Origin of the sequence: Swaminathania salitolerans, from assembly GCF_007988945.1 — a bacterium.
In the GTDB taxonomy this organism is placed as follows: Bacteria; Pseudomonadota; Alphaproteobacteria; order Acetobacterales; family Acetobacteraceae; genus Swaminathania; species Swaminathania salitolerans.
In genome coordinates this window covers 970,313-984,191 of sequence record NZ_BJVC01000001.1, presented here as the reverse complement: position 1 = coordinate 984,191, position 13,879 = coordinate 970,313, and the positions used below count along the sequence as shown (strand labels likewise).

The 13,879-nt window shown below is 63.2% G+C and carries 14 protein-coding genes and 1 tRNA gene; 12 read left to right on the top strand and 3 right to left on the bottom strand.

The features are described 5' to 3' along the window. Positions 1–390 precede the first annotated feature (390 nt). Positions 391–464 (bottom strand) — tRNA-Gln (locus SSA02_RS04115). Between the two features lie 191 nt (positions 465–655). Between SSA02_RS04115 and SSA02_RS04110 the strand changes: the two genes are divergently transcribed. Both SSA02_RS04110 and SSA02_RS04105 read left to right on the top strand, forming a co-directional pair. Continuing rightward, positions 656–1,780, top strand: coding sequence for a Ppx/GppA phosphatase family protein (locus SSA02_RS04110; RefSeq protein WP_147092587.1), 1,125 nt, complete (start codon positions 656–658; stop codon positions 1,778–1,780). Between the two features lie 5 nt (positions 1,781–1,785). Then, positions 1,786–2,598, top strand: a complete 813-nt coding sequence (locus SSA02_RS04105; RefSeq protein WP_147092586.1) for an RlmE family RNA methyltransferase — start codon at positions 1,786–1,788, stop codon at positions 2,596–2,598. Between the two features lie 224 nt (positions 2,599–2,822). Here the strand turns inward: SSA02_RS04105 and SSA02_RS04100 are convergent, their stop codons facing one another. After that, complete coding sequence (locus SSA02_RS04100; protein WP_147092585.1) at positions 2,823–3,758, bottom strand: ROK family protein; 936 nt, start codon at positions 3,756–3,758, stop codon at positions 2,823–2,825. 130 nt (positions 3,759–3,888) lie between these two features. Between SSA02_RS04100 and SSA02_RS04095 the strand changes: the two genes are divergently transcribed. The 9 genes from SSA02_RS04095 to SSA02_RS04055 all read left to right on the top strand — a co-directional run bounded on the left by SSA02_RS04095 (position 3,889) and on the right by SSA02_RS04055 (position 11,782). Then, complete coding sequence (locus SSA02_RS04095) at positions 3,889–4,158, top strand: sulfurtransferase TusA family protein (protein WP_147092584.1); 270 nt, start codon at positions 3,889–3,891, stop codon at positions 4,156–4,158. Between the two features lie 121 nt (positions 4,159–4,279). Continuing rightward, positions 4,280–4,540: an exodeoxyribonuclease VII small subunit gene (locus tag SSA02_RS04090; protein ID WP_147092583.1), complete on the top strand. Its 261-nt coding sequence runs from the start codon at positions 4,280–4,282 to the stop codon at positions 4,538–4,540. Further along, on the top strand, positions 4,537–5,457 hold the full coding sequence (locus tag SSA02_RS04085) for a polyprenyl synthetase family protein (protein ID WP_147092582.1): 921 nt from the start codon (positions 4,537–4,539) through the stop codon (positions 5,455–5,457). Before SSA02_RS04090 ends, SSA02_RS04085 begins: the two co-directional genes overlap by 4 nt. A gap of 4 nt (positions 5,458–5,461) precedes the next feature. Beyond that, positions 5,462–7,456 carry a 1-deoxy-D-xylulose-5-phosphate synthase gene (dxs, locus tag SSA02_RS04080; RefSeq protein ID WP_147092581.1) on the top strand — a complete coding sequence of 665 codons (1,995 nt, stop codon included), beginning with the start codon at positions 5,462–5,464 and terminating at the stop codon, positions 7,454–7,456. Next, positions 7,456–8,196: a TlyA family RNA methyltransferase gene (locus SSA02_RS04075; protein WP_147092580.1), complete on the top strand. Its 741-nt coding sequence runs from the start codon at positions 7,456–7,458 to the stop codon at positions 8,194–8,196. The genes dxs and SSA02_RS04075 overlap by 1 nt, the downstream gene beginning before the upstream one ends. Before the next feature lie 54 nt (positions 8,197–8,250). Beyond that, a complete protein-coding gene (rlmN, locus tag SSA02_RS04070; protein WP_147092579.1) occupies positions 8,251–9,441 on the top strand; it encodes a 23S rRNA (adenine(2503)-C(2))-methyltransferase RlmN in 1,191 nt (396 codons plus the stop codon). Positions 9,442–9,556: 115 nt separating this feature from the next. Beyond that, entirely contained in the window at positions 9,557–10,786 is a 1,230-nt protein-coding gene (locus SSA02_RS04065) for an argininosuccinate synthase (protein WP_147092578.1), read from the top strand. A 26-nt stretch (positions 10,787–10,812) separates the two neighbouring features. Further along, positions 10,813–11,301, top strand: coding sequence for an FKBP-type peptidyl-prolyl cis-trans isomerase (locus SSA02_RS04060; RefSeq protein WP_147092577.1), 489 nt, complete (start codon positions 10,813–10,815; stop codon positions 11,299–11,301). Between the two features lies 1 nt (position 11,302). Continuing rightward, entirely contained in the window at positions 11,303–11,782 is a 480-nt protein-coding gene (locus SSA02_RS04055; RefSeq protein ID WP_147092576.1) for a c-type cytochrome, read from the top strand. A gap of 277 nt (positions 11,783–12,059) precedes the next feature. Here the strand turns inward: SSA02_RS04055 and SSA02_RS04050 are convergent, their stop codons facing one another. Beyond that, positions 12,060–12,596 carry a thymidine kinase gene (locus SSA02_RS04050; RefSeq protein WP_246103596.1) on the bottom strand — a complete coding sequence of 179 codons (537 nt, stop codon included), beginning with the start codon at positions 12,594–12,596 and terminating at the stop codon, positions 12,060–12,062. Positions 12,597–12,818: 222 nt separating this feature from the next. On the opposite strand from SSA02_RS04050, the gene trpS reads away from it, so the two are divergent. Further along, positions 12,819–13,814 carry a tryptophan--tRNA ligase gene (gene trpS / locus SSA02_RS04045; RefSeq protein WP_147092704.1) on the top strand — a complete coding sequence of 332 codons (996 nt, stop codon included), beginning with the start codon at positions 12,819–12,821 and terminating at the stop codon, positions 13,812–13,814. Positions 13,815–13,879 lie beyond the last annotated feature (65 nt).

Sequence of the window (13,879 nt, the reverse complement as noted above, 5' to 3'; positions counted from 1 at the left end):
CTGTCTGATTTTTCCGAAAATATGAGCGGCCCGCTTCCTAGAGCAGCCCTCTCCTGGGGACACTTGCCTTCGATGCCTGAGACGCAAACTGGTCGCGCCACTGAACGTGGAGGAAGAGTTCGGGTTCAACGACGACATGACGACGCGGCTCTCCGCTTTCGCAGGAAAAATCCGCCGACTTTGGCCCGATCCGGCGACGCAAGACTCCTTGCAGGACGCCGCCCCTCCCCTTTCCGGGACTCTCATCACGGATATGCGCGAAACAGCAACGACCATATCATTGGAACGGCCCGGAGATTACATGCGAAAGAGACCAGAGCGTTCTGGTGGGACGAAGCGACATGACAGGGGAATTTTGAAGGAGATTGTATTCAACACTAATGGAAGTGTTGGCTGGGGGACCTGGATTCGAACCAGGGCTGACCGGGTCAGAGCCGGTAGTTCTACCGCTAAACTATCCCCCAGCAGTTCGGCTGATGCCGTTTGCCTTGCGGTGGCGGTCAGATAGCACCCGCCCCACGGCGCCGCAACCCCCGTTTTCGTCTTTTTTTGCCTGGGCCGACATATGCGGCCTGCGGAAAAAACTTGCCGTGTCCGGAATGCACCATCACATTGCTGAAACGATAGAGTTTCCATAACTGCAGGGAGGACGTCCATGGGCTACAGCCGAAACGAGGTCGTTCACCCGCGACACTATGCCGCTCTGGATCTGGGAACGAATAATTGCCGCCTCATGATCGCGCGGCGCACCGCTCAGGGCATTCATGTTTTCGATCGACAGAACCGCATGGTCTGCCTCGGCGAAGGGCTTGTGGAGACAGGCGAGCTCGGCGCGCCGGCCATGGAGAGAACGCTGCGCACGCTCCATTCCTATGCTGAGCGCCTTCACGGCCTGCCCGGGCTCGAGCTGCGTGCGGTTGCGACCGAAGCCTGTCGGCGCGCAAGGAACAGCGCCGCATTCCTCTCACGCGTTCGGCGGGAGACTGGCCTCGAACTCGAGATCATTTCGCCGCGCGAAGAGGTCGAACTGGCGGTAGAGGGATGCCGTCCGCTTCTCAGAGGCGGGCAAGGCCCTGTCCGACGCGCCATTGTTTTCGACATCGGGGGAGGATCGACCGAAATTGCCTGGCTCCGCCTGAACCCTGCGAACGAGACGCATGAGGTAGTCAGTCTCGTCAGCCTGCCGTTCGGCGTGGTCACCCTTGCAGAGATTTCCGCGCGCACCCGACATGACGACTCCGGGCGCGGAGGAGACGCCACGACCGGACGAAGCAGCTTCGAGTCCATGGTGACCATGGTTCAGGAGCCACTCCATGCATTCGAGGCCGTGCATCAGATCGGCAAGGAAATACGAAACGGTTCCGTTCAGATGCTCGGCACGAGCGGGACCGTGACCACGCTCGCCAGTATCGCACAGAGGCTGACCCGCTACAGCCGTCACGCCGTGGACGGCTTCACACTCTCTGCTGACTCGGCACACAAGGCGGTCGAGGCGATCCGCCACGCCCACGACACGGGCGCCCCCTCACCTGTCGGGCTGTCGCAGGAGCGACGCCATTTCATGCTGCCCGGCTGTGCGATATTCGAGGCAATCCATCGCGTATGGCCGGTCGATAGTCTCATCGTCGCCGATCGCGGCCTGAGGGACGGCATGGTCGCCCGCATGGCCGCGCACGCGCGCGATCCATGGCAGAGGCGTCACGCCCCTTCCCGAAAGCCCCGGCTCGAAAGACGCGCTGCGGATTCCCGTGGCCACGCGACCCATTCTTCCTCTATGTGACGCGAATGACAAGGAAACGAGACAAAACGGGCGGCGGCAGCCCCGGATCCCGGGAGCAACGCGTTCCCGGCAAGGCACTGAAAAGTTCGTCTTCTCCCGGCGCGGCCGATGCAACGCTCGACGGCGGTGCGGTCCAGACGGCAAGAAACAAGACTGTCATGCTCAAGACGGCGCGAGGCCGCTCGACCGCGCAGCAGCGCTGGCTGAACCGCCAGCTCAACGATCCGTATGTTGCTGCGGCACGCAAACAGGGATGGCGCTCGCGGGCGGCCTTCAAGCTGATCGAGATCGACGATCGTCTTTCGCTCATCAAGCCGGGGATGAAGGTCATCGATCTGGGCGCGGCGCCCGGAGGCTGGACCCAGGTGGCAGTCAAACGTGGAGCCGCCGCAGTGGTGGGCGTGGATCTCCTGCCGGTCGATCCGGTCGGCGGGGCCACGATCATCGAGGGGGATTTCACCGATCCGGCGCTCCCCGCGCGGCTGATGGCGCTGCTCGGCGGTCCCGCCGATCTCGTTCTCTCCGACATGGCGCCGAACACGACCGGCCATGCCCCGACGGATCATCTCCGGATCATGGGACTTGCTGAGGGCGCACTCGATTTCGCCATGCAGGTTCTCGCAGTGGGCGGCGGATTCGTCGCGAAAGTGTTTCAGGGCGGGTCGGAGCGCCAGATGCTCGAGCCGATGAAGCTCGCCTTTTCGACGGTGCGCCATGTCAAGCCACCGGCATCGCGAAAGGAATCGAGCGAACTCTACGTTGTCGCCACGGGGTTCCGGCCCGAGCGCCTCGCTGCGCGCCCCTCCCCGGAGGCGTAGCTCAGCACCCTTTGCCGGAAAACAGCTTCGCATCCCTGCCGGGGTGGCGCAGGGACCTTCAGCGGCCCCGCGTGATTCGCACCCGTCGGAGTCCGGGCGGAGGCAGACCGGACCGGATCGGCGCCCTCGCCTTCCGCTATGGCCCGGTCTGCGCCTCCTTTATCGTGGAGAGCCAGGCTTTTCCGTGATGCGGGAGGGCAGACGGGCAGACGGGCAGAAGCGTTTTATTCCGAAACGTCCCAGAGCCAGGCTGCGCCTCTCACGCCTGAACTGTCGCCATGCTTGTTCCGCACGATCGGCGTCGTGCAGCTGGGCGTGATGACGTGCCGCGCGAGAAGAGGCGGCACGCGCTCGTAGATGCTCTGCAGATTGGACACGCCGCCGCCAAGAACGATCACGTCCGGATCGAGGAAATTGATGGCCATGGCGCAGGCTCTGGAGAAGCGGTCCATATAGCGATCGAGCGCGCCGATTGCCGCGAGATCGCCATTGGCCGCAGCCTCCTCGATGCCGGCGGTATGATGATGTCCCACACCTTTCCAGTCCTTGGCGAGCTCCGGCCCGCACAGGTAGCGCTCGAGACATCCCTCATTGCCGCAGAAACACTTGGGTAGCGGGAACTCCTCGAGGCGCGTCCAGGGCAGCGGCGTATGCCCCCACTCCCCGGCAATGCTGTGGCGACCGCCGATCACCTTGCCATTGACCACGATTCCGGCCCCCATGCCGGTACCGATGATGATGCCGAATACCGTGCTCGCACCGGCACCGGCACCGTCGGCCGCTTCCGAAAGGGCGAAGCAGTTGGCATCGTTCTCGACGCGCACCGAGCGGTCCAGCGCGCGATCGAGATCGATGCCGAAGGGCTGGTTGTTGAGCCAGGTCGCGTTGGCGTTCTTGATCAGACCGGTTTCCGGCGAGATCGATCCGGGTATGCCGATCCCGAGCGTCGAAGTGCTCTGCCCCGGGGCGGCGCGATGGGCTGGCGCACTGCCCAGCCTCCGATCGACGCTCGCGACGAGATCGCGCACCGCAAGCACCGCGTCATCGTAGATCCCGGGATTGGGCACGCGTTCGCGCAGTTTCAGATCGCCATCGCGATCGAGGACCGCGATTTCGATCTTGGTACCACCGAAATCGATGCCGAGGCGATAGTCAGCCATCTCTTGCCTTACTGATGTTGCTTTTACGAAGGGTGCGCATGTTGCGGACGAAAGCGGTCCGAGTAAAGACGTTACGACGAAACTGCGGCAGAACTTGAAACGCAGGTCGTAGCGGACGCATAATGCTGCGATGACTCCCGCGCCTCCAGAAACCCTGCTCGACGTCCGGGGACTCGCATGTCCCCTCCCCGTGTTGCGCGCGCATCGCAGCCTGCGCGGCCTTCCCCCGGGCGCGAGGCTGCGCGTTCTCGCGACCGACAGGGCCAGCGTTGCGGATTTCCAGTCTTTCTGCCGTGAAACGGGCCACGCGCTCGTCGCTTTTTCGGAGGAGGGAGAGACGCTCTCCTTCGTTATCCGTCGCAAATCGGACACAACTGTGTCGTCTTCTGTCGCCGAATAATCATACTCTGCAATCTGATGGGCTTGGAGATTGGTTCCCGACAGGGTATCCCTCCTCCCCATCATGCCGTCGGATGGACGGCAATCCTTATGAAACAGCGAAGCGGGGCGGCACTTATTTTATGGACGCACAGCTATCAAAGCTTTCTTTCGAGGATGCTCTGGCGGAGCTCGACCGGATCGTCCGCGGTCTCGAGAGCGGTCAGATGAAACTCGAGGATGCGATCAGTGCCTATGAACGCGGCGCAGCCCTGCGACGCCATTGCGAAACCAAGCTTTCGGAAGCCGAGATGCGTGTCCGGGCCATCACCCAGCGTGACGGCACCGTGGACGTCGCTCCACTTTCCGAATTCGACGAGCCGACTGGCGGAACTGCCCAATGACCATAACCCCATCTTCCCCCCCGTCGCCCCGGGAGATTCTGACGGAATCGCTCGGCCAGGCCGCGCGGGACATCGAAGCGACCATCGACCGCCTGCTGCCTCCGGCCGAAGGCGACGAATCGATCCTGATCGAGGCGATGCGCTATGCGGCGCTGGGCGGCGGCAAGAGACTCCGGGGTTATCTGGTTACGGAGATCGCCCGGATCTTCGGAGCGGACCGGAATGCGGCGCTGCGTGTGGCCGCCTCGGTCGAAATGCTTCATGCCTACAGCCTCGTGCATGACGATCTGCCAGCCATGGATGACGACGATCTCCGCCGTGGCCAGCCCTCGACACACCGCAAATTCGACGAGGCCATAGCGATCCTCGCCGGTGACGCCCTGCAGACGCGCGCGTTCGAAATCCTTGCGGATCGTGCGACGCATGAGGATGCACGGATCCGGATCGATCTTGTCACCGCATTGGCCGTCGCTTCCGGTGCCGCCGGAATGGTCGGCGGTCAGGTCGTCGATATCAGGGGCGAGGGCAAATCCCTGCCTCTGGATCAGGTGAAGCGTCTCCATGCCATGAAGACAGGCGCTCTCATCCGTTATTCGGCCGAAGCCGGTGCCATTCTCGGTGGCGCGGATACGGCCCAGCGTGATGCCATCATCGCCTATGGACGCGATATCGGAACCGCATTCCAGGTTGCCGATGACGTGCTCGATGCGACGGCCAGCGCCGAGGAACTCGGCAAGACCGCCGGCAAGGACGAGGCATCGGGCAAGTCCACTTACGTTTCCCTGCTCGGAATCGACGGTGCCCGCGAGGAAGCGCATCGCCTCTCCCAGCAAGCCACACAGGCCCTGACATCGTTCGGGACCGAAGCAGCCGCGCTCAGAGCCCTGGCACAATACATCGTCGAGCGCAGGAATTGAGAAAATGAGCGATACCAGCAAGCCGAACTCCGCATCTTCCATTCCGACGATGGGTCGTTTCCCGAATCTCGACCGGGTGCGCGTCCCTGCCGATCTGCGCAATTTCTCGGCCGAGCAGCTCCGGCAGCTCGCCGAGGAACTGCGTTCCGAAACGGTCGATGCCGTCTCGACGACCGGCGGTCATCTCGGTGCCTCCCTGGGCGTGGTCGAGCTGACCGTCGCCATGCATGCCGTGTTCAACACGCCCGACGACCGGATCATCTGGGATGTCGGCCACCAGGCCTATCCGCACAAGATCCTGACCGGTCGTCGTGAGCGCATTCGCACGCTCCGTCAGCCAGAGGGGCTTTCGGGCTTCACGCGCCGGTCGGAAAGCGAATACGACCCCTTCGGCGCGGCGCATTCCTCGACCTCCATTTCCGCCGGTCTGGGCATGGCCGTGGCCCATCATCTCCGGGCGAATGACGACCCCTCCTACGAGGAGCGCAATGTCATTGCAGTGATCGGCGACGGCTCGATCTCGGCAGGGATGGCCTATGAGGCAATGAACAATGCTGCGGTGGCCGGCCCCGGCGCCAAGCGACTCATCGTCATTCTGAACGATAACGAGATGTCGATCGCGCCGCCTGTCGGCTCGATGTCGAATTATCTCTCCCGCCTGATGACGTCGCGCAAGTTTCTCAGCCTGCGCGATCTCGCGGGCAAGCTGGCCAAGCGACTCCCCGCGAGTCTCGAACGTACGGCAAAACGCGCCGATGAACTGACCCGCGGCCTCATCACCGGCGGCACGCTGTTCGAGGAGCTGGGCTTCTATTATGTCGGACCCGTCGATGGTCACGACATGAACCAGCTCGTGCCGATCCTGCGCAATCTGAGGGATTCCGACGAAGGTCCGGTGCTGCTGCATGTCATCACCGAGAAGGGCCGCGGTTACAAACCCGCGGAATCCGCCGGGGATAAATATCACGCGGTGAGCAAGTTCAACGTGATTACCGGCGAGCAGAAGAAGGCCCCTGCCGGACCGCCGAGCTACACCTCCGTCATGGCGCGCGAACTGCTGCGTCACGCTGAAGGCGACGAGCGCATCACGGCAGTCACGGCGGCCATGCCCTCCGGAACCGGGCTCGACAAGTTCGCGGCGAAATATCCCGGCCGTTTCTTCGATGTCGGGATTGCCGAGCAGCACGCCGTGACATTCGCGGCCGGCATGGCCTCCGAGGGGCTGCGCCCCTTCTGCGCCATCTATTCCACCTTCCTGCAGCGCGCCTACGATCAGGTCGTGCATGACGTGGATCTGCAGAACCTGCCCGTGCGCTTTGCCATCGACCGTGCGGGACTGGTCGGTGCGGACGGTGCGACCCATGCAGGATCGTTCGATCTGAACTATCTGTGCTGCCTGCCGAACATGGTCGTGATGGCGCCGAGCGACGAGGTCGAGCTGACGCATATGACGGCAACCGCCTGCGTTCACGACAGCGGACCGATCGCCTTCCGTTATCCGCGAGGCAGCGGCACGGGGCTCGATCTGCCCGAGAAGGGCGAAATCCTCGAAATCGGTCGCGGGCGTATCGTGCGTGAGGCCGCAAGGCAGCCAGGCACCAGATCCGGCGTCGCCATTCTCTCACTCGGGACCCGGCTGACGGAATCGCTCAAGGCAGCCGATCATCTTGCCGCGCAGGGTATCGCCGTCACGGTCGCCGATGCGCGTTTCGCCAAGCCTGTCGATACCGCTCTGATCGAGAAGCTGGCCCGCGAGCATGAGGTTTTCATCACGATCGAGGAAGGCGCTGCGGGCGGTTTCAGCACGCAGGTCATTCGTCATCTCGCCGAGACGGCGCTGCTCGACAGCGTGAAGTTCCGCCCGATGGCACTGCCCGACTGCTATATCGATCACAATCTGCCCGACGTTCAGTACGACGAAGCCGGACTGAACGCCCCGCAGATCGTGGCGACGGCACAGGCTGCGCTCGGTGCCCAGGCAGGCCAGCAGACTGCCTGATGGCGAAAAAACGCGTCGATGTGCTTCTGGTCGAGCGCGGTCTGGTCGAAAGCCGGACCCGCGCTCAGGCGCTCGTCATGGCGGGTCTGGTCTTCAGCAAGGAGCGACGCATCGCCAAATCGGGTGACATGCTTTCCGATGAGGCGCCGCTCGACCTGCGCGGGCAGGATCATCCCTGGGTTTCCCGGGGCGGCCTGAAGCTCGCGCACGCGCTGACGTTTTTCGGCCTCGACCCGACAGGCGTCACCGCCATCGACGTCGGCGCCTCCACCGGAGGCTTCACGGACGTTCTGCTCAGCCATGGCGCCGCACGCGTCTATGCCGTCGATGTCGGTCACGGTCAGATCGCCTGGAAACTCCGGTCCGATCCCCGTGTCGCCGTGCTCGAGAAGACCAATGCCCGGACGCTCGATTCGAGCCTCATCCCAGAAACGGTCTCTGTGGTCGTCTGCGATGCGAGCTTCATCGGACTTCGCACCGTTCTTCCCGCTGCCCTCGCGCTTTGCGCACCGGGGGGCTGGGCTATCGCGCTCATCAAGCCGCAATTCGAGGCAGGGCGCGCGGAAATAGGCGCGAAAGGGGTCGTCCGCGACCCTCTCGTCCATGAGCGCGTCTGCACCGAAATCCGGACATGGTGGGACTCCCTCCCAGGCTGGACGACACTCGGTGTCGAGCCGAGTCCGATCACCGGCCCGGAAGGCAACCGGGAGTTCCTGATCGCTGCGCGCCGGTCGGACTGATCGTCGCGCGGTTTTACTTGCACGGGCGTGGCGCTTCCGTGATAGAGCAGCGCCATGTCCGACCTCTCTGCATCCTCCGATCTTAACGAACAGGAACGCGCGCGTATCCTGGCCAAATCCGCCCTGTTCGCCCCTCCCCCCGCCATTCTTCCCGACGGGCGTCGCGATCTCGTCGGACTTTCGCGCGAGGAACTCGTCGAGGAGATGGCGCGCTTCGGAGAGAAGCCTTTCCGGGCGAAGCAGCTCTGGCACTGGATCTATCACCAGGGCGCCACGGATTTCTCGCGAATGAGCAGCATCGCCAAGCCGCTTCAGGCGCGTCTTGCCGAGCATTATGTCGTGGGACGGCCGACGACCTCGCTCGAACAGACATCGAATGACGAGACCCGCAAGTTCCTGTTCCGCTTCCGCGACGGTCAGGAGGCGGAAACCGTCTATATTCCCGATCGCCGGGAGGACCGGGGTGCGGTCTGCATATCGTCGCAGGTCGGCTGTACCCTGTCCTGCACCTTCTGCCATACGGGCACGCAGAAACTTGTGCGCAATCTCGGCGCGGCAGAAATCGTCTCGCAATTCATGGCGGCCCGCGATTCCTACGGAGAATGGCCCAGCCCCAAGGGCGAGACCCCGCGCCTTCTCTCGACCATCGTGCTGATGGGCATGGGAGAGCCGCTCTACAATTACGACAATGTGGCCAAGGCGATGCGCATCGTGATGGATGGCGAAGGCATCGCTCTTTCACGACGTCGCATCACGCTCTCCACCTCGGGCGTCGTGCCGATGATGGATCGCTGCGGCGATGAGCTTGCGGTCAATCTCGCCATATCGCTTCACGCCGTCACCAACGATTTGCGCGACAAGATCGTGCCGCTCAACCGGAAATATCCGATCGAGGATCTGATGGCCGCGTGCCGCCGTTATCCTGCGGCCTCCAATTCGCGTCGCATCACCTTCGAATACATCATGCTGCGTGGCATCAACGACAGCGAAGCCGATGCCCGCGAGCTCGTGCGTCTGATCCGCGGTCTGCCCGCAAAGGTCAATCTCATTCCTTTCAATCCATGGCCCGGTTCCGAGTTCAGACCCTCCACCCGCGAGCAACTGGCGAAATTCGCCGCGATCGTGATGGATGCCGGTTTCGCCTCCCCGATCCGGATGCCGCGCGGACGCGACATTCTCGCCGCATGCGGGCAGCTCAAGACGGAAAGCGAACGCATGCGCCGGGGTGAGACAGCGTCCCTCTGACATGGGGCACGTCCCGCAGGCCTCGAACAGGGCGCGGGCCTCTCTGGCTTGATCGCACACCCGGTGCTAGAACGACCGGGTGGTTCGTAATCATAACAGAGGGATGCTCGGCCTGATGACTGCCCGGGATGTCAAAAAAGTTGTTCTCGCCTACTCGGGCGGGCTGGATACCTCCGTCATTCTTCGCTGGCTCCAGAAGGAATATGGCTGCGAGGTCGTGACCTTCACGGCCGATCTCGGCCAGGGCGAGGAGCTCGAACCTGCCCGTCGCAAGGCCGAGATGTTCGGCGTCAAGGAGATCTTCGTCGAGGATCTGCGCGAAACCTTCGTCAAGGATTTCGTCTTCCCGATGTTCCGGGCCAATGCGCTCTATGAGGGGCAATATCTGCTCGGCACCTCGATCGCGCGTCCGCTGATCGCCCAGCGCCAGATCGAGATCGCGAAGATGGTGGGCGCCGATGCGGTCGCTCATGGTGCCACCGGCAAGGGCAACGATCAGGTCCGCTTCGAACTCGGCTATTACGCCCTGCAGCCCGATATCAAGGTGATCGCTCCCTGGCGCGAATGGGATCTGACCTCCCGCACCAAGCTTCTCGCCTTCGCCGAGGAAAACCAGATCCCGGTGACGAAGGACAAGCGGGGCGAGGCACCGTTCTCGGTCGATGCGAATCTCCTCCACTCCTCCTCCGAGGGCAAGATTCTCGAAGATCCCGCACTGGCTCCCGACGAGATCGTGTTCCAGCGCACGATCTCGCCCGAGAACGCACCCGATATCGCGACGGAAATCGCCATCGATTTCCACGAGGGCGATCCGGTCGCCCTCAACGGCGTGACGCTCTCCCCCGCGGAGCTGCTGACGCGGCTGAACAAGCTCGGGCACGACAACGGTATCGGCCGTCTCGACCTCGTCGAGAACCGTTTCGTCGGCATGAAATCGCGCGGCATATACGAGACACCGGGTGGTACGATCCTGCTCACGGCGCATCGCAGCATCGAATCCATCACGCTCGACCGAGAGGCCATGCACCTCAAGGACAGCCTGATGCCGCGCTATGCCGAGATCATCTATAACGGCTTCTGGTTCTCGCCCGAACGCCACATGTTGCAGGCACTCATCGACACGAGCCAGAAATCCGTCACCGGTCGCGTCCGTCTGAAGCTCTACAAGGGCAACGTCATCTGCGTCGGTCGCGAGAGCCCCAACAGCCTGTACGATACGCGCGTGGTGACCTTCGAGGATGATGAAGGCGCTTACAACCAGGTGGATGCGCAGGGCTTCATCAAGCTCAATGCGCTCCGTCTGCGTCTGGGAGGCCAGATCGGTCGTACCGGCGGCACCCCCTGAGACCCGTAGCGAAAGACAGGATCACGATGGCACTCTCCCGCGTTCTCAAGTCCCTGACACTCGGCGTCTCCCTCGTCGCCCTCTCCGCCTGCGGCGGGCCGAAGGAGGAGCCCGAACTCACACCCGAGCAGTTCATGGCGAAAGTCCGCGCCGAGCCCGGCGTCAAGACCCTGCCCGACGGACTTGCCTACAAGGTCCTGAAATCCGGCCCCAAGGACGGGGAATCCCCGTCTAAGGGACGCATGATGATGCTGATCTACGAAGGTCGCCTCCCCGACGGAGGAATCTTCGACAGTTCCGAGCAGCACGGAAACGGCGCCTATATGCAGATGCCCCTGGACGGCCTCGTCAAGGGATGGATGGAGGCGCTGCCGATGATGCATGTGGGCGATAGCTGGATGCTGTACGTGCCCCCGGAGCTGGGATACGGAAAGCGCTCGATGGGCATCATCCCGCCCAACAGCCCGCTCGTCTTCAAGATCCAGCTTCTGGGTCTGGGTGGCCAGGAACAGTAACATGAGACGTCGTCTCGCCGCTCTCTCGCTTGTCGCCCTCGCTCTGACGGGGTGCGGCAAGAAGAGCGCCGGTCAGAAGCTCTACGGCCCCAATTGCGGCATCTGTCATCACGGTGGCCATGGGATGCCGGGCGAGGTCCCGCCTCTGGTGGGACGGCTCGATCTGATCGCACAGACGGCGGAAGGTCGGGACTATCTGGCCCATGTCATGCTCTACGGGCTTGACGGGAAGATTCTCGCCAACGGGCAGAAATACAACTTCTCGATGCCCGGCTTCGGTCGGTTGAGCGACGCGCAGCTCGCGCTGATTCTCAACTGGCTGATCGCGAGAGGACATCACGACGCCGGAAGCAATGGGGGCGATACCCCTGCCCCGGTCATGACCCCGGAAATCTTCGCCCGGGCAAGACAGACCCCGATGGGATCGAACCATGTCCATGCCCTCCGCGAGGGGCTCTCTGCAAAGGGCCAGATACCCTGACCCGCAGCCGTCACTGGCGGCCATGACCGGGGGCTATCACCGGCGCGGCGGATCGTCCTGATCCCGTTGCGTCTGCGATGCAGCCCTCCGACAGCGTTTGCGCGCGCGCAAGGACCCGTATCGGGACGCTCACGGTGTCGGCAATCTCCCGGTCGTGCCTTACGTCATGCGCCTTGCAGACCACGCGCCGAATCCACGGGTAGAGCACGGACTCTCCTGAGACGTGCAGGATACGAACGGCCCGGGCGAGACCCGGAAAAAAACCGCTCCGGGCCGTTCAGGCGCCCTCCGGCGCGGACCAGTGGGCGTCGCATCGTGCCTCATACAAATCGTCGTCCCCCGCTTCCAGCTTATGGCCCGTACGACGTTTCTTCGCCGTCCAGCGCGCGGGAGAGCCGCAGCAATGGCAACGCGCCTTAAGGGAAACGAAACGATCCGCACAGCCGCGCAGCCGGGTCATGACGTCGAACGCCTCGCGCAGATAATCCGTGTCCAGACCCGCAACGGAGATCGTGACACCTTGCGACAACGCGTTCCGGATATCGTCCACCACGTCGCCCCTGTAATGGGGCGCGACCATGAAATGGGCTTCATCGAGCAGCAGATGGCGATAGGCACCGGCATCGTCCGGCCAGGCGGAGACCGGGCGGGCCGGATGGGTGAGTCCCGTGCGGCTGTGAATGGACGCGCCCGAGCGCGTATCGAACGCGGGAGACAGACACAGGGTCGCAGCGTCGAGCGACGCGGATTGCAGGAGACGGGCCGACTTCCCGGCAAACATGGGACCGGCAAAGACCGTCAGAGTTCCGCGCACCTGTCTTCCTTCTCTCTATGACGTTCCCTCCACCGGGAGCGAACCGGATTGGCCATAGCCTCAATCGACCGGATCGGGCAATCGTTCCGCGCAGGCAATGCGGGCGACATCCATCCCGGCGGCCCCGTACAAGCATTCCCCAGGGCGGTCTCTGTCGCAACAGGCCCCGGTGACGGATTTTTGCCCTTGACCGCTCTGACGCCGCATTCGACAACATCGCTCATGCAACGTGTTTTCTCGGGCATTCAGCCCACCGGTGTCCCGCAGCTCGGCAATTATCTGGGCGCGATCCGCAACTGGGTCAAACTCCAGAACGACCATGACTGCGTGTTCTGTCTGGTCGACATGCACGCCCTGACGATCTTCCGCGATCCGCAGCAGCTTCGCACCGATAGTCTGGCGCAGGCGGCCTGCCTCATCGCTTCGGGAATCGATCCCTCGCGGCATGTTCTGTACAACCAGTCGGCCGTGAGCGCCCATGCGCGTCTGGGCTGGATTTTCAACTGCGTCGTCCGGCTCGGCTGGCTCAACCGGATGACCCAGTTCAAGGAGAAGGCCGGCAAGGATCGCGAGCAGCATTCGGCGGGGCTGTTCGTCTATCCGGCGCTGATGGCCGCCGATATCCATGCGTTCCACGCAACGCGTGTCCCGGTCGGGGACGATCAGAAGCAGCATCTCGAGATCGCGAACGATATCGGGGCGAAATTCAACCACGATTACGGCGTCGATTTCTTCCCGGTCATCGAGCCCCTCATTCCTCCGGCTGCGGCTCGCGTGATGAGTCTGCGTGACGGAACGAAGAAGATGTCGAAATCCGATCCGTCCGCACAGTCCCGTATCGAGCTGACCGATACGGCAGACGAGATCGCGCTCAAGATCCGCAAGGCCAAATCCGACGCCGATGCGCTCCCCTCCGAGGCGGAAGGGCTGGAAACCCGACCGGAGGCCAGAAATCTGGTCACCATCTATGCCGCGATGGCGGAGCGCCCGGTCGATGATGTGCTTTCGGAGTTCGGCGGACAGGGTTTCGGTCCCTTCAAATCCGCTCTGGCAGAACTCCTGGTGGAGACGCTCGCACCCGTCGCCCGGGAAACGCGTCGTCTGCTCGAGGACCGTCCCCATCTGGAAGCAATTCTCCGCTCGGGCGCCGAGCGTGCCGGGGCGATCGCCGACCCCATCGTCAGCGAGGCGGAACGCCTGGTAGGGTATCTGCGCTGAGTCCCGGGAGGAGAAGATCTCTCCTCCTCTTCCTTACGATACCGTCCCGGGACCGCCCGGGACAC